The following is a 16,426-nucleotide window of genomic DNA, read 5'->3' as shown; positions in this document are numbered from 1 at the left end:
GATCTAAAGATCGCAGCCTGCGGCAGCTCCTACAGGGTGGAGCTGGGTCAGGCGGCGGCTATTTCGTTGGGCTCGAAACTGTCGGCCCGGGCCATCTGCCACATCCGCGAGTAGAACTCGCCGTTCACTTCGCCGGTCAGCAACTCCCCCGGCTTGAGGAACACGTGCAACTGCGAGAACAGCTTGATCTCGGTCGCCGACATGCGTCGCACCAGATGCTTGGCCGACAACTGCGACGGATGTTCGAGGCCGGCGGCGGCGAGCATTTCCGCCAGGGCCTTGAGGGTGTTGCGGTGGAAGTTGAATACGCGCTGGGCCTTGTCCGGCACCACCAGCGCGCGCTGGCGCAGGGTGTCCTGGGTGGCGACGCCGGTCGGGCATTTGTTGGTGTGGCAGCTCTGCGACTGGATGCAACCGATGGCGAACATGAAGCCGCGCGCCGAGTTGGCCCAGTCGGCACCGATGGCCAGCACGCTGGCGATGTCGAAGGCGCTGACGATCTTGCCGCTGGCGCCGAGTTTGATCTTGTCCCGCAGGTTCAGGCCCACCAGGGTGTTGTGCACGAACAGCAGGCCTTCGCGCATCGGCACGCCGATGTGGTCGGTGAACTCCACGGGCGCGGCGCCGGTGCCGCCTTCCTTGCCGTCAACGACGATGAAGTCCGGGAGGATGCCCGTCTCGAGCATGGCCTTGGCAATGCCCATGAACTCCCACGGATGGCCGAGGCAGAACTTGAAGCCCACCGGTTTACCGCCGGACAACTCACGCAGTTGCGCGATGAAATGCATCATTTCGATCGGCGTCGAAAACGCCGTGTGGCGCGAGGGTGACACGCAATCCTCGCCCATGAGGATGCCGCGGGTTTCGGCGATTTCTTTGGTGACTTTGTGCTTGGGCAGGATGCCGCCGTGGCCGGGCTTGGCGCCCTGGCTCATCTTGATTTCGATCATCCGCACCTGTGGCGTGCGGGCTTGCGCGGCGAAGCGTTCCGGGTCGAAGCGACCGTCGCTGGTGCGGCAGCCGAAGTAACCGCTGCCCAGTTCCCAGGTCAGGTCACCGCCGTGTTCCCGGTGATAGGGGCTGATGCTGCCTTCGCCGGTGTCATGGGCGAAATTGCCGAGCTTGGCGCCCTGGTTCAACGCGCGGATGGCGTTGGCGCTGAGGGAACCGAAACTCATGGCCGAGATATTGAACACCGACGCCGAATACGGCTGGGTGCACTGCGGGCCGCCGACCGTGATGCGGAAACTGCTCGGGTCGCTCAACGGCGCCGGGCGCATGGAGTGGCCGATGAACTCGAAACCCGATTGGTACACGTCAATCAGTGTGCCGAAGGGTTTGTCGGCGGTTTCGTTCTTGGCCCGGGAATAAACCAGCGAGCGCTGGGCCCGGGAGAAGGGTAGGGCGTCGCTGTCGGATTCGAGCAGGTACTGGCGGATTTCCGGGCGGATGCCTTCGACCAGGTAGCGGATATTGCCCAGGATCGGGTAATTGCGCCGCACCGCGTGGGGGCTTTGCAGCAGATCGAACAGGCCGATCAGGCTGAGGACGCCGGTGACGGCGGTGATCGGCCAGAGCCAGTCATAGTCAAGAAAGGGCAGGCTGGCGAGGGTGAAGATCACGCAGACGGCAAAGAAGGCGTAGCGGCTCAGGAGTGACAGGCTCATACGGTTTCCTTGGGTTCGGACTCAATGAATTTGGCTAAACACAAATCACTGTGGGAGCGGGCTTGCCCGCGAAGACGGTGTGTCAGCCACCATCAATGTTGAATGTGAGGGCCTCTTCGCGGGCAAGCCCGCTCCCACATGAAAGCAAAGCACCTCACTGAGTTGTCAGGCATTTTGTGCCTGGAGAAAAATCGAAAACAGCTCGGACTGGGACTTGATTCCCAGCTTGCTGTACATGTGTTTCTTATGGACTTTCACGGTTTCGACGGAGATTTCCAGCTTACGGGCGATTTCTTTACTGGAGCAACCGCTGAGCATCAAACGCCCGACATCCAGCTCCCGGGCCGTCAACTGCACGCCTTTGAGCTGCTGCACCGAGGCCTCCAGTTGCACCCGCCAGTCGACTTGCGGCGGTGCGGGAGCGAGGGCCACCACTTCGTTGATTTCATAGGGCAGGCGCTGGCGCAACAGGCCGAGCACCCACGGCTGGGTCAGCGACAACAAGGCGATCTGCTGGCCGCTGAAGCGCTGCGTGCTGCCCAGGGACAGGCACAGCGTGCGGTCGCCTTCGAGCTGACAATTGAAGTGGATTTCGTCGGCCACCACATTCAGACGAAAGTAGCGCTGGTAATACTCGGTCAGCTCGAAGTGTTGCGGGGCCACTTCCGACAGACGATACAGCCCGGTGCGCGACTGCTCGCGGCAGGCGATGTAGAAGGGGTCGAGCAGGTACAGGCCGCGCAGGTAATCCTGGAACAACGGGTCGGGGCTGCCGTCCTCGCCGGGGCATTCGGCGAACACCTGCGGGCGCTGATCGGCGCTGAAAAGCAGGGCCACCCAGCTGTCGAAGGGCACGTGCTGATCCAGCAAACGCACCAGCTGGGTCCAGAAATTGGGCTTGTCCAGGGCGTCGATCAGTTGCCCCACCGAGCGGTGCCAGGCGATGTCGTCCAACGAGAGTGTCATGCATCTACCCCTATCGTGTTACCCCAGCGGCGTGATTCCCCGCCCGGTTGCTTGCTGCGCATACTGGCGCACAGACACCGACCGGGCAATCTTTCTGCCGCCCGGCCCATAACAAGGAATACCCATGAAGGTCGAACTCGCCCAATTGGCAGGCCGTGACAACGACACGGCCTACAATCTCGAACGCACCCTGGCGGCCATCGCCGCGTGCGCAGCCAACACACAGCTAATCATGTTCCCTGAAGGCCACTTGATGGGCTTCCCTTCGGCGGAGTCCGTGGCCGATGTCGCCGAACCCCTTGAGGGTCCGTCCGTTAGCGCGGTAGTCGCCGCCGCGCGCGAACGCAATATCGCCGTGGCCATCGGCATGGCCGAGAACGACGACGGTCGCTTCTACAACACCACGCTGCTGATCATCCCTGAAGGCATCGCGCTGAAATACCGCAAGACCCACCTGTGGGCGTCGGATCGCGGTGTGTATGAGGCGGGTGATCGCTACGCCACCTGTCTGTGGAACGGCGTGCGCGTGGGCCTGCTGATTTGCTACGACATCGAATTCCCCGAAAGCGCCCGTGCCCTGGCGCAACTGGGCGCCGAGCTGTTGATCGTCACCAACGGCAACATGGACCCCTACGGCCCGACTCACCGCACCGCCATCATGGCCCGCGCCCAGGAAAACCAGGCGTTTGCGCTGATGGTTAACCGGGTGGAAGAGGGGGATGGCGGTTTGTTGTTTGTCGGCGGCAGTGCGCTGGTTAATCCGCTGGGCACGCTGCTGTTCGAGGCCGGGCGCGAGGAAGGGCAGTTTGCCGTTCAGCTGGACCTGAGCCAGTTGACGGCGGCGCGTCAGGATTATCGGTACCTGGATGATCAGCGGCTGAAGTTGCCGGGGGAGGTGGTTGAGCATGCTTGCGGATTGCGCGAGCTGATGATTCCTTCGCGTTGAGCCGCTGACGCCATCGCTGGCAAGCCAGCTCCTACAAGGGCATTGCCGGTCTTCTGCCCTCATGTGATCCTTGTACCTTTCATCCAAGGCCAAACCTGATCCATGACACTTTTATCCGCGTCACCTCGGACCATCCGCATCGCCGCAGCCCTGTTGATCGGCCCCGATGGCCGCACGCTGCTGGTGCGCAAGCGCGGTACCACGGCGTTCATGCAGCCGGGCGGCAAGATCGAATCCCATGAATTGCCGGTTCATGCGCTGGCCCGGGAGCTGGAAGAAGAATTGGGGCTGGACATCGACCCGGCGCAGGCCGTTTACCTCGGTCCCTTCTCGGCACCGGCGGCCAACGAGCCGGGTTTTGTCGTACACGCCGAGCTCTTCCAGCTGAACGTTGATTCGGATGTCACTCCGGCGGCGGAGATCGAAGAGGTGATCTGGATCGACCCGGCCACCGAGGGTGGTGTCGTTCTGGCGCCATTGACACGGGACCTGATCCTGCCGTTTTATCGAGCATCGCTGACTGCGATCGCCTGATCATCACGCAAAGGACCTCGCCCATGATCCCGCTTCAAGACTTGCTGATTTTTGCCGCTGCCGCGTTGCTGATGGTGCTGACGCCAGGGCCGAACATGATCTACCTGATCTCCCGTTCGATCTGCCAGGGTCGCAAGGCCGGGGTGATCTCCTTGCTCGGCGTGGTCGCGGGTTTTTTCGTGCACCTGTTTGCTGCGGCCGCCGGTTTGACCGCCGTGTTCCTGGCGGTGCCGATGGCCTATGAGGTGTTGAAGTGGGCCGGTGCGCTGTACCTGTTGTGGCTGGCCTGGCAGGCGGTCAAACCCGGTGCGCGCTCGCCGTTCGAGGCGCAGCAGTTGCCCCCGGATTCGTCGCGCAAGTTGATCACCATGGGCTTTCTGACCAGTGCCCTGAACCCGAAAATCGCGGTGTTCTATCTGTCGGTGTTTCCGCAGTTCATCACGCCGGAGCATGGCTCGGTCTTCAGCCAGAGCATCATCCTCGGCCTGACCCAGATCAGCGTCAGTTTCTGCGTCAACCTGCTGATCGCCATGTTTGCTGCGGGTATCGCCTCGTGGTTCGTCAACAACCCGACCTGGCTGGCGATGCAGCGCTATTTCATGGGTTTCGTATTGTCGGGGCTGGCGTTGCGGCTGATGCTTGAGCAAAAACGGATGGCCTGAGGATGTGGATCGAGCGACTGGATGCCAGCCATGCCCTGGACTATCGGGCGATGATGCTCGAGGCCTACGACCTGCACCCGCAAGCCTTCACCTCGAGTGTGCGCGAGCGGGCGGCGATGCCGCTGGGTTGGTGGGAGTCGCGCCTGACGAGCAAGCTGGACGTGGTGCTCGGGGCGTTCGAGGACGGCCGGTTGGCCGGCATTGTCGGCCTCGCCTTCGAGCCTCGGGAAAAGGCCCGGCACAAGGTGACGCTGTTTGGCATGTACGTCTCGCCAACGGTTCGCCAGCGCGGGCTCGGCTATCAACTGGTTCAGGCGGCACTGATCGAGGCGCAGCACCATGCGGGTTTGCGCCTGATCCAGTTGACCGTCACCGCCGGCAACGATGCCGCGTTCAACCTCTACCGGCGCTGCGGTTTCGTCCAGTTCGGCCTGGAACCGATGGCGGTGCGGGTGGGGGAGGATTACTTCGACAAGATCCACATGTGGCGCGAACTCTGAAGTCGCCGCAGATCCCCTGTGGGAGCGGGCTTTTGTGGCGAGGGGGCTTGCCCCCGTTCGGCTGCGAAGCAGTCGCGAAACCTACAAGCGCGGTGACCCTGAAGGAATGCAAAGGGAGCGCTTCGCACTCCAACGGGGGCAAGCCCCCTCGCCACAAAGACCGCATCGTCTGATGGTTTCAGCGTACGGCGCTGACACCATCCAATGTAGAAAACGACGTGTCCTTGGCCGTCAACAAGAAGTCGCGCATGTACGGTGCATCGAGCATGTCGGCGCGGATCGCCGCATACAGCGTGGCGAACAAACCTTTCTCACCCAGCCGCTTGGCTTTCACATAACCCCGCGAGCTGTATTCGTGCAGCGCCCAATGGGGCATGCCGCACACCCCACGACCGCTGGCCACCAGCTGCATCATCATCACCGTCAGTTCCGAGGTGCGGACCTGGGCCGGTTCGATGTCGGCGGGTTCGAGGAAGCGGGTGAAGATGTCCAGCCGGTCCCGTTCCACCGGGTAGGTGATCAGGGTTTCCGGGAGCAGGTCTTCGGGGACGATATAGGCCTTGCCGGCCAGGCGGTGCTGGTTGGCCACCGCCAGCATCGCTTCATAAGTGAACAGCGGTACATAGGTGATCCCGGCCAGATCCAGCGGGTCGGAGGTCACCACCAGGTCCAGGTCGCCACGGGCCAGGGCCGGCAGCGGGGCGAAGGAGAAGCCCGAGGCCAGGTCCAGCTCGACTTCCGGCCAGGCATCGCGGAATTGGTCGATGGTCGGCATCAGCCACTGGAAGCAACTGTGGCATTCGATGGCCATGTGCAGGCGCCCGGCGGTGCCCCCGGCCAGGCGACTGATGTCGCGTTCGGCGGCGCGCAGCAATGGCAAGGTGGCGTCGGCCAATTGCAGCAGGCGCAAACCGGCGCTGGTGAAGCGCACCGGTTTGGTCTTGCGCACGAACAACGGCATGCCCATACGCTCTTCCAGCTCCTTGAACTGGTGAGACAGGGCCGACTGGGTCAGGTGCAGGCGATCGGCCGCATCCACCAGGCTGTCGGCTTCACGCAAGGCGTGCAGGGTCTTGAGGTGACGGATTTCAAGCACCGGAGGCTCCATGAGTAAAACTTGTCGATAAATCGAAAAGGTTGAGTTTGTCTCATGTTGGTGCCGCTGTCCACGACGGGGTACATGGCGTACCCCGTCGTTGTCATTTTACAGCGTGGAAAAGTGTTTGTTGCCCAGCCGTCTGCCGATGTCGCCTCGCCAGATCGCCTCGACCGTGCCACCACTGGCGGCCACGTCCTGCTGCCATTTCAGGCCGAGGTTGCGTTGATCCGGCAGTTTCAAATGGCCTTTGACGAATTCGCTGAACTGAGGCTTGGCCGAGGTGTAGTGGAAGTGGGCGTACCACAGGGTTTGCGCCGGTTCGCTGCGCAGGTCGCGCACCTCGTACTCCTGCAGGAAATCCCGTCGTCCGTCGGCACGTTTGCCCAGGTCGCGCAAGCCACCTTCCTTGCGGATATCCACCTTCCGTTGTTCAACCAAATAGTCCAGATAGCCATCGGTCGGGGTTTTGCTGCTCATGGTTTGATTGATGCGCAAGGTACGCCCCGTGCTCAACATCTCATCCGCCCGCTTGCGCAGTTGCAGCGCTACGGCATCGGTGGGGGACAAGCGTTCGATGGCCCGGGCACGCATGGTCAACTCCGAGGCCTCGCTGCTCATCATGTGCTCAAGGTCGACCGGCAGCATGTCCTGCCGCGCATACCCTGCGACTTTGCGGGTGTAGGCGTTTGCTGCCTCCAGCCTTTTCCTGGCTTCTGCCAGTAACGGCCCGACATCGGTCGGCAGTTCCGGCTGCACGGAACCCGTTGGCTCGCTGAGGTGATATTTGCCACTGGAGCGCGGCAACCAGGTTTCCGTGCGGCCAGCCACTCCTTCGATGGTGAAGCGCTTTTGGCGGGTGACCGCGTCGGTGCTGGCGATACCGATCAGCAACAGGTTGTCTTCGGTCTCGAACAGTTGCTGTCCGGGCCGTCCTTCTTTGGGCACCACAGATGGGCGCGTCTTGATGGCATGGCTGGCGAAATCCTCAATCTTGTCGAGGTTGTCCAGAAACGCGGTAACTTGCTCCAGGTCCAGGTGCTGCGGATAGCCTAGTGTCCAGGCACCCAACTGACGGCGGAACTCGGTATAGGTGGCCAGGCAGTCTTCGAGGACTTTGTTGCGTTGGCTGAAGCTGGCGCTCACCTGGGGCAGGTGATGTTGCGTCTGTAACGCGCGGCCGATCTTGTTGCGGGCTGCATTCAACTGCGTGTGGAAGTACACCCAGGACAGGTCGATCACCGCGTCATAGCGGGCGATGATTTCCAGGGTGTGCGCCGTTTTCAGATAGAAGTGATTGGCGTCGCTGAATTTTTCATTCACGGTCGCCATGTCCTGCGCCACCTTCTTTTTTTGCACCCGGTTGGTGATCCGGCGGTTCCAGCGATTGGCTTCCTCGACTGTCGTATGGAGCTGGTCGAAGTCTTTGAGACAGTCTTTGCGGACCTGTTTACGCTGGGCCATGAGCTGCAAGTGCGCGGCGGTGTCGGTGACCGGAGTGGTGTCTGAACGGGCGATCAACTGATCGATACGGTCGAGCTGCTCCACCAGCCGTTCCTTGGCCAGGCCGATCCGCCGCACCGAACGGTCGACGATGATCCAGGCGCAGCGGCTTTGGATATCTTCGATCTGCACGCGTTTGCGACCATGGCTGTACGGCATCAGCTCATCGAGATTCAGGTATTGGGTCTGGGCAAGGTCGATATCGTTCGCACAGGCGGCATCGGCACGGGCGCGAAGGGCTGCGCGCTGCCGGGGTTCGAGGGCGAAGTAGTGTTCCAGCGTGACGTTGCTGCTGCGAGTCTGGGTATCGAGCCGTCGCGAGTAGGCGTCGGCGGTATGGGTCAGGGTCAATTGCCGACGCAAGGCGCGGTCCGTCCACCAGCGCGGCAGCCAGCGGCGAATGGCGGCAGGCCAGAGCGGGTCCAGCCCGTCGGCCATATGCCCGAGCACCGCGCCACCGCCCGCGCCGCCGCCTTCGATCACAGTGCCGTACACCGCGTAGTGGGTGTTCCAGTGGCCTGCCTCATCGAGGGCGACTGGCTGTTTGTAGGTCCGCGTAGACGTGCCGCTCAAACGCCAGCGCGGCGGATTGCCTTCCAGTTCGATGCGATAGATTCGTCCCTGGCTGAGCATGAAGTCGCCGTCGGTGTGGCGATACACGTTGCGATAAATGCCTTCGCTGCCCGGTTGCAGTCCCGCGAGGGAAATCGGCTTTTCATATTCATAACCCTTGAAGCGCTCCAGCGACCGCCGTGCCTGGCGTTGCGTCGATACCTGCAAGGCCCGCGGACTTTTGCCCAGCGCCCGCCACTGACGACTGCGCGTGGCGACGCGGGCGACACCAGGGGTGGCAGTGGTGCCGGGGAGAATGTCCATGGCCGCGTCGATCAGCGACAACAACACCGCCTCCACCTCGGCCAGGCCATGGCCGACATCGCCGCGCAGGAAGGCCGCCACCGCGAGGTTGGCGCTGTTCCAGGCGTCGTACAGGGCGATGGTCGTACCGACGAAGGGCAGCATGCCCACGGCCATTTTCAGGTAGTTGAACATTGCGCCGGACTTCAAGGCGACCTGCTCCAGGTACAACGCATCATTGGAGCGCGATGACGCCCGATGGGCTTCCAGCAAACGGCCCATGTGCACATTCAGCAGATGCGCCGCCAGGGAGGTGCTGGCCGGCCAGGGCGTACCGACGCCGATCAGCCCGTCGAAGTTTTTCAAGCGGGCCTGGTTGATCCGGCTGACGTGTTGGGCGACATCGCCCGTCAAGGCCCGGCCGGCCAGGTAGTTGACCATCGAGCTGCGCAGGCAATCGTTGAACAGGCGCATCCGCGCCTGTTCAAGGCTATCGAACTGGCGCAGATAAACGCCGTCGGGGCTGTCGGGTAGATACAGCAGGGTCAGGCCGCTGACGTGCTCCACGATAAAGGTGACGCCGGTCAACGTGCTCGGTCCCTCGGCGTGGGTGTCCTTGCCGCCCACGGTCAGGTGCGCGGGCAGCAACTCGATGCGCTTGCCGTCGCTGGCAAAGGCTTCACGGCTGTTGGCGTCGATGGCGATTTCCAGCACTTGCCGGCCGTTGGCGTCTATGTCCTTTGCCAGCTCGGCGAATTCGCCTTGCAGGCGAAGCATCAGGCGCCCTGGCTCACTCAGGCATTCGCGCCGATATTCATTACTGAACGTCGATGCCGTCGAGGAGCCGAGGAAGGTCTCGCGGATCAGCCTTTCATATTGCCCGGCCAGATCCAGCTCGGTGACCCGCTTGCGCAGCCAGGACGTCGTGATGGCGCTTTTCAGTTTCTGTTGTTGCACGGCGTCGGCACCGCTGACCTCGACCTGCATGAACGACAGTCGCCACCACATTTCCTGATCGATGTTGCTCAGCGCCAGCTCACCCAGGGACAGCTTGCTGCGCTGCTCGCTGGCGACCAGCACATTTTGTTGAGGGGTGCCCGGAGCGGCGCCTTCAGTCACCACTTTCTGCCACAGCGTGGAATCGGGAACGTCGAGCTGCACCTCCACCTGTTGAGTGAGGTCGAATTCCACCCGCAGCCGGGCGTCGACAGCCTTGATGGCGAAGGCTTCCCGTGGCGGCAGTTCACGTTCGAGCCACGCGTGGGAGCGCTGCATCGCGCCGATCCAGGATTTGAACAGCGTCTTGAGCCGGTCACGCTGCACGGGGGACAGTTCGCGATGCCACGACGGCAATTGAGCGGCCAGCGCACTGCTCTGGTTTTGCTCGACGATGCGTGCGTACACCCAGTCCCGGGCGGCGGGTTGGGGGGCGGTCAGGCAGGCGAGGGTCTGTTCGCGCAGTTTTTCCAGTTCGGCCGCACGCTGGCTGGTACGAAGCGGAACAGGATTGGCTGCGATGATCCGGGCCGCTTGTTGTTCACAGCTGAGGAGCTGGGTTTGCAGGGCGTATTCAAACGGCGAGCCGCTCAGCGGCAAAACGTGCACTGCCAGGGCAGGGTCGTTGACCGGGCGTTTGAACAGCGACTGTTCCAGCAGCTGTAGAGAGGCAAAGCGTTGCAGTCCACCGAAGCGTCCTGGCCAGTAGAGCAACAGGCTGTCGGTCGAATGCGCCAGCAGCGCCGAGGGTTTGGCAAACAGCAGAACGCCGTCCAGTTCCTCGGTTTGCGTGCGGCGGGTGTCGCCTTCGGTGTCGGTTGCCGACAGTTCCAGCCGCGCGACCACCAGGTCCTCCGCTCGGGGCTGATCAGGGGCATCCAGCACGCTGATGAGCCATTGATGCTCTTCACTGTCGATCTGATTCAGGCTCAATTGCAGTTCGGCTTCGGCGCGCAAGCCGTCTTGGCGTGCCTGGAGCAGGGCGGCGTAATGCGGGCCCGGCTGGTGGCGCAACTCCAGCCATTTGAGGCCATCGGCGGTGCCCAGTAGCGCCGTCGCGGCGGCGTTGCTGGCCTGCTCGGCAGCGCTGAGGGTCTCGAGTTGCTGGTGCAGGCGTTGCAGGCGTGGATCCTTGGCATCACCCGCAAAGTCGTCGCCGAGCAGACTCTCCAGGGCCGTGCGTTGTTGTGCCAGCGCGCGGTGCCGCACGCCCAAGGGAATATCGGGACTGAGCTGGCCGAACAGGGCCGCGTCGTCGTCAGTCTCCACAAGGGGCAGGTCGGGGGGCGCGGTCAGTACGGCAGCATTGCCGGGCCGGTCAGCGGGGGCGACGGACAAGCGGGACAACAGGGCTTCGGCGCCGGTGCGCAGCACAGCCTTGTCGAGGACGGTGTAATCGACGCTGCCCTTGTCCATCGACAGCCGGGGCTGGTCGAACCTCTGTGGCTGATGCTCGGTCAGCCAGCGCTCCAGTTCAATCCGGCTTTGAAAGGTCATCCAGACGGATGAGTTTGAAGGCAGGTACAACAGCTGAGCGACCGGTTGATCGGTATCCCGGGTGATGACCAGCGCGCCCGACAGTGGGGCAGACAGACCCTTGTCATCTTTGAGATTCAGCTGTTCGACGTACACGGGGTGCGGGTCTGGCGTTGTTGTTGGCGCTGGCGGGTCGATGAGCGCCAGTAACGTTTTGATCTGCCCGGCATCGAGGATGCCCTGGGCAAACGCCCATTGGCTCGACACCTCGAAATGCTGGCGATACAAGCGGATGGCTTGTTCCCGACGCGAGCGATCGGTGCCGAGCGCACGTGCGCTCCACCAAGCGGTGTCGAGCTGGGCTTGCGAGCTTTGCGCCATGAGGCTGAGCCACTGCTCGCAGCACTCTTCCCAGCGTGCCGAGGCGCTCAGGCTCAGGCCCTGGTCCGGGTTGGCGGGCAATGGGTAGATGAGGCCGAAATCGGCCGCAAGGGGGGTGGTTTCGTCAACCATGACGATGAGTCTCCAGAAAGCCGGGCCGTGCCGGCGGTGCGGGCATTAGGCGACAGTCGACAGGAGGAGGGGCGGTACATAGTTATCGCGAAACCGGGTGTGACGCCGGATGACCGCCCGGCGCCCTTCATCAAACTGTCATGGAACTGTGGCAGCGCGCTTGAACAAACTTCATCAGACTCGCGCTCTACTGGGGTTCTGCGTTTTGGTGTTTTTTCATGGGTGCTGCATTCTTTTCACGAATCATGTTTCTGGCCGCGTTGTTGTTCGGCCTGCCGTCCCTGGCGGCTTCGCGTTGTGAGGTCAATGTTGCGACCGAACGGGTGGATCTGGCCCAGGTAAGCCTGGCGTACCAGAGCATCGGCCGCGCGTCGGATCCGGCCTTGCTGCTGGTGATGGGCCTGGGCGGGCAGTTGATCCACTGGCCGGACGAGGTGGTGGTTGCCCTGTGCCAGCAGGGGTTCCGGGTGATTCGCTATGACAATCGCGATGTCGGCCTGTCGACCTGGCGGCAAGCCCCGGCCGAAGCCAACCTGACGTTCGAAGTGCTGCGCTACAAACTCGGATTGCCGGTGTCGTCGCCGTACTCGCTGACCGACATGGCCGACGATGGCCTGGGCTTGATGGATGCCTTGCACATCGATCAATTCCACGTGTTGGGCGCCAGCATGGGCGGGATGATCGCCCAGCACATGGCGGCCATGGCACCGCAGCGGGTCGAGAGCCTGACCCTGATCATGACCAGCTCCGGGGCCGAAGGTTTGCCGGCGCCGAGTGCGGCGCTGGTGCAATTGCTGGCGCGACGTGGCGCACCGAACCGCGAGGTGGCCCTGGAACAACAGGCCGACTTGCTGGCGGCGCTGGGCAGCCCGATGGTGAGCGATGATCGTCAGGTGCTGCTGCATCAGGCGGCGCAGTCCTATGACCGGGCGTTCAATCCCGAGGGCGTAAAACGCCAGATCATGGCCATTCTGGCCGAGCCGAGCCGGGTCGCGCTGCTCAACCGGTTGCGGGTGCCGGCGCTGGTGGTGCATGGCACGGCCGACCCCTTGCTGCCGGTGATGCACGGGGTGCATCTGGCGGCGCATCTGCGTGGCAGTCGGTTGGTCTTGATTCCGGGCCTGGCCCATCGTTTCCAGGAGGCGTTCAAGGCGCCGTTGCTGGGGGCGGTGTTGCCGTACTTGCGAGAGCACCGTGAAGACACTTCGCACTGGGCGCAGATCGAGCCTGTGGCCGATCACAATCTCCTCTAACCCCCCCGATCCAATGTGGGAGCGGGCTTGCTCGCGAAGAGGGAGTATCAGTTGGCATTTGAGTTGACTGACACACCGCTTTCGCGAGCAAGCCCGCTCCCACAGGAGAATGTATTTCTCTGTGAAAGCGTAGCCAGGCCAGCGAGGCTCACCACCAACGCCGCGCCCAGGGTCGCTTTGAGAGTCAGGTCCACACAGCTCAATGGCTCAGGCCGTACTTTTTCACTTTGTCGAACAGCGTGGTCTTGGCCATGCCCAGTTCCTGGCTGGCCTGGGTCAGGTTGCCGCCGCTGCGTTGCAAGGCATCGCTGAGCAGGTTGCGCTCGAAGGCCTCCACCGCTTCGGCAAACGCCAGGCCTTGATTGCTGCCGCCGGCACCGGTTTTCTTGAACGCCGGCAGGCCCAGGGCAAAGCGCTCGGCAACGTTGCGCAGCTCACGCACGTTGCCCGGCCAGTCGTGGCTCATCAGGTTTGAAAGGGTCTGGTTGTCCAGCTCCGGCACCGCGCGGTCGAAGCGCAGGGACGACTGCTGCAGAAAGTGTTCGAACAACTGCAGGATGTCCTCGCGGCGCTCGCGCAGCGGCGGCAGTTCCAGGGTCACCACGTTGAGGCGGTAATACAGGTCGCTGCGGAATTCGCCGGTCTTGCTCGACTCGACGAGGTCGGACTTGGTCGCCGCGATGACGCGGCAATCCACCGCCACGCTCTGGTTCGAACCGAGGCGTTCGAGGGTGCGTTCCTGCAAGACCCGCAGCAGCTTGATCTGCAAGGGCAGGGGCATGCTTTCCACTTCGTCGAGGAACAGCGTGCCGCCGTCGGCGTGTTCGATCTTGCCGATCCGCCGTTTGCCCGCACCGGTAAAGGCGTTGGCTTCGTGGCCGAAGATTTCGCTTTCGAAGAGGTTCTCCGGCAGGCCGCCGCAGTTCAACGCGACGAACTGCTTGGTGTGCCGCCGACTGAAATCATGCAGGCAGCGCGCAACCAGTTCCTTGCCGGTGCCGGTCTCGCCTTCGATCAACACGTTGGCCGAGGTATCGGCGACGTTGGCGATCAGTTCCCGCAGGTTCTGCATGGCCGGCGAGCGCCCGATGATCCGCCCTTCGAGGGAGTCGCGCTCGGCCAGTTGCCGGCGCAGCGACGACACTTCCCGTGCCAGGCTGCGTTGCTCGAGGGCGCGGCGGGCCACGTCCACCAGACGCTCCGGGGAGAACGGCTTTTCCATGAAGTCGTAGGCGCCTTTCTGCATCGCACCGACAGCCATGGAAATGTCGCCGTGGCCGGTGATCAGCACCACCGGCAGGCTGCGGTCGCGCTCCTTGAGCCGGGTCAGCAGTTCCAGGCCATCGATGCCCGGCAGGCGAATGTCGCTGACGACGATGCCGGCGAAGTTGTCGCCGACCCGCTCCAGGGCTTCTTCGGCGCTGCCCACGCCAATGCAGGGAATGTCTTCCAGGGTCAGCGCCTGTTGGCAGCCGAGCAGTACATGGGGGTCGTCTTCGACGATCAATACACTAAGGTCGTTGTTCATATTGGCTCGGCGGGAGTGGGGCTTACCAACGGTAAACTGAGGACGAATGCGGTACCACCGCTGGCCGGGTGCTCGACACCCAGGTGACCGCCGGTGGCGGCGGCCAGGCTGGCGGAAAGGGTCAGGCCCAGGCCGAGGCCCTGTTCGCCGGGTTTGGTGGTGAAGAAGGGTTCGAACAGGTGCTTGCGCGCTTCGGCGTCGATGCCGTGGCCGTTGTCACGCACGCGCAGCCGGTATTTGCCATCGAAGGTTTCGCCTTCGAGCCACAACTCCGGCAGCGGCTGCGCTTGCATCGCATCCAGGGCGTTGCCGATGAGGTTGACCAGAATCTGCTCCAGGCGGGTCTGGTCGATTTGCACCTGCACCGCGTCAAAATGGCGGTGCAATTGCAGAGGCGTGTTTTCCACCCGAGCGCCGTGCAATTGCAGGGCCGCGTCCACCGCTTTGCCAAGGCAGGCCTGACCCTTGTCGTCACCGCGTCGGGCGAACGAGCGCAGGCTGGCGGTGATGCGGCCCATGCGGTCGATCAGTTCGTTGATGGTCTTGAGGTTGGTGCTGGCGACGTCGAGCTGACCGCGTTCGAGGAAGCGCACGGTATTGCCGGACAAGGTGCGCAGCGCCGCCAGCGGCTGGTTCAGTTCGTGGGCGATGCTGGTGGACATCTGGCCGATGGCCGCGAGTTTTCCGGCCTGTACCAGTTCATCCTGGGCGCGGCGCAAGGTCTCTTCGGCGTGCCGGCGTTCGCGGATCTGCCCCTTGAGCCGTTCGTTGCTGGCGCGCAGGTCGGTGGTGCGTTCGGTAATCCGACGTTCCAGCTGGTTGTTGGCTTCCTGCAAGGCTTCCCGGGCCGCGAGGCGGGTGGCGATCACCTTGCGCCGCTCGTTCCAGGCGATCAACAGAAAGGCGCAGAGGGCAAACGCCACGGCCACCAGAATCCCCTGGTTGATCGCTTCGCGGCGCAAGTCCTGGAGCGGCGTGAGCAGGGTGAAATTCCACGGCGTATCGCTCAAGGGCCGGGTTTGCGACAGGTAGCTGATGTTTTCATCATCGGACACCAGTTCGCTGTTGGCCGGGAACGTGAGTTTTTCCACGCCTTCGGAGAGGGTTTCCCGGGCCAGCGGCTGCAGTTCGTTGAGCGGGAACCAGTAGTACTGCAGGCTGCGGGCAAGTTTTTCCTTGGTTTCTTCGCTCAGCGGCACCACCGATTTCAAGCGTCGGGCCGGATCGCTGGAGAGAATGATGATGCCGTTCTCGTCGCTGACGAAGGCTTCCAGGCGCGCGCGCTGCCAGCGCTCTTCCATGGCCTCCAGGCGCACCTTGACCACCGCGACGCCGATGATCTTGCCGTGTTCTTCCAGGCCATGGGCCAGGTAGTAACCGGGTTCGCCGTTGGTGCTGCCGATGCCGTAGAAACGCCCCGGTTGACCGCGCACGGCGTTCTGGAAATAGGCGCGGAAGGACAGGTCTTCACCCAGGTAACTGTCGACATCGCGCCAGTTGCTGGTGGCCATGACGCGGCCGGTGGTGTCCATCACGTAGATGGCCCGACTGCGGCTGCGCCGGTTCAGGCCTTCGAGGTAATCGTTGACCGTTTGCCGGTGTTCCGGGGTCGGGTCGGCCAGCAACTGCGAAACACTGGTTTCGAGCTCCAGCAGGCTGGGCAGGTAGGTGTATTTGCTGATTTCGCTTTCGACGGCACGGGCGTGCAGTTCCAGCTGACGCTGGCCGTTCTCGCCAAGGCTGCGAATACCATAGTGCTCACTGATCCAGAAGCCGATATAGCCCAGGCCGATCATCATGGCGATGATCAGTGGCGGCAGGAACAAATGACGAACCAGACGGGGTTTCACGGCGAGTGATGGCGACGCTGCGCGATAAAGATTAGGGTCGCATTTCATCACAGATGCCTTGGGTCAACCACCACACAAATC

General features: G+C 62.9%; 11 protein-coding genes. 5 read left to right on the top strand and 6 right to left on the bottom strand.

The window, feature by feature from the left end:
• Positions 1 to 47: 47 nt before the first annotated feature.
• Positions 48 to 1,667 carry an FMN-binding glutamate synthase family protein gene (locus tag AB7M25_RS24590; protein WP_429385722.1) on the bottom strand — a complete coding sequence of 540 codons (1,620 nt, stop codon included), beginning with the start codon at positions 1,665 to 1,667 and terminating at the stop codon, positions 48 to 50.
• Positions 1,668 to 1,832: 165 nt separating this feature from the next.
• Positions 1,833 to 2,633: a helix-turn-helix transcriptional regulator gene (locus tag AB7M25_RS24585; RefSeq protein ID WP_429385724.1), complete on the bottom strand. Its 801-nt coding sequence runs from the start codon at positions 2,631 to 2,633 to the stop codon at positions 1,833 to 1,835.
• Positions 2,634 to 2,757: 124 nt separating this feature from the next.
• Between AB7M25_RS24585 and AB7M25_RS24580 the strand changes: the two genes are divergently transcribed.
• From AB7M25_RS24580 to AB7M25_RS24565, 4 genes are all read left to right on the top strand, one after another.
• Positions 2,758 to 3,579: a carbon-nitrogen hydrolase family protein gene (locus AB7M25_RS24580; protein WP_429517696.1), complete on the top strand. Its 822-nt coding sequence runs from the start codon at positions 2,758 to 2,760 to the stop codon at positions 3,577 to 3,579.
• Positions 3,580 to 3,681: 102 nt separating this feature from the next.
• Complete coding sequence (locus AB7M25_RS24575) at positions 3,682 to 4,113, top strand: NUDIX hydrolase (protein ID WP_429385728.1); 432 nt, start codon at positions 3,682 to 3,684, stop codon at positions 4,111 to 4,113.
• A 23-nt stretch (positions 4,114 to 4,136) separates the two neighbouring features.
• A complete protein-coding gene (locus tag AB7M25_RS24570) occupies positions 4,137 to 4,775 on the top strand; it encodes a LysE family translocator (protein WP_015093692.1) in 639 nt (212 codons plus the stop codon).
• 2 nt (positions 4,776 to 4,777) lie between these two features.
• Positions 4,778 to 5,275: a GNAT family N-acetyltransferase gene (locus AB7M25_RS24565; RefSeq protein ID WP_429385729.1), complete on the top strand. Its 498-nt coding sequence runs from the start codon at positions 4,778 to 4,780 to the stop codon at positions 5,273 to 5,275.
• A gap of 178 nt (positions 5,276 to 5,453) precedes the next feature.
• On the opposite strand, the gene metR is transcribed toward AB7M25_RS24565, so the two are convergent.
• Together metR and AB7M25_RS24555 are read right to left on the bottom strand one after the other, a co-directional pair.
• Positions 5,454 to 6,371: a transcriptional regulator MetR gene (metR, locus tag AB7M25_RS24560; RefSeq protein WP_015093694.1), complete on the bottom strand. Its 918-nt coding sequence runs from the start codon at positions 6,369 to 6,371 to the stop codon at positions 5,454 to 5,456.
• A 108-nt stretch (positions 6,372 to 6,479) separates the two neighbouring features.
• Positions 6,480 to 11,714, bottom strand: coding sequence for a dermonecrotic toxin domain-containing protein (locus AB7M25_RS24555; protein WP_454238086.1), 5,235 nt, complete (start codon positions 11,712 to 11,714; stop codon positions 6,480 to 6,482).
• 218 nt (positions 11,715 to 11,932) lie between these two features.
• Here AB7M25_RS24555 and AB7M25_RS24550 point away from each other — a divergent pair, with 218 nt between their 5' ends.
• Positions 11,933 to 12,967, top strand: a complete 1,035-nt coding sequence (locus AB7M25_RS24550) for an alpha/beta fold hydrolase (protein WP_454238085.1) — start codon at positions 11,933 to 11,935, stop codon at positions 12,965 to 12,967.
• 199 nt (positions 12,968 to 13,166) lie between these two features.
• Here the strand turns inward: AB7M25_RS24550 and AB7M25_RS24545 are convergent, their stop codons facing one another.
• Positions 13,167 to 14,495: a two-component response regulator AauR gene (locus AB7M25_RS24545; RefSeq protein ID WP_429385732.1), complete on the bottom strand. Its 1,329-nt coding sequence runs from the start codon at positions 14,493 to 14,495 to the stop codon at positions 13,167 to 13,169.
• Positions 14,492 to 16,393, bottom strand: coding sequence for a two-component sensor histidine kinase AauS (gene aauS, locus AB7M25_RS24540; RefSeq protein WP_454238084.1), 1,902 nt, complete (start codon positions 16,391 to 16,393; stop codon positions 14,492 to 14,494). The genes AB7M25_RS24545 and aauS overlap by 4 nt, the downstream gene beginning before the upstream one ends.
• Between the last annotated feature and the right edge of the window lie 33 nt (positions 16,394 to 16,426).

The sequence above is a fragment of the Pseudomonas sp. AP3_22 TE3818 genome (genome assembly GCF_053628995.1).
This window is presented reverse-complemented; position numbering and strand designations above follow the sequence as displayed.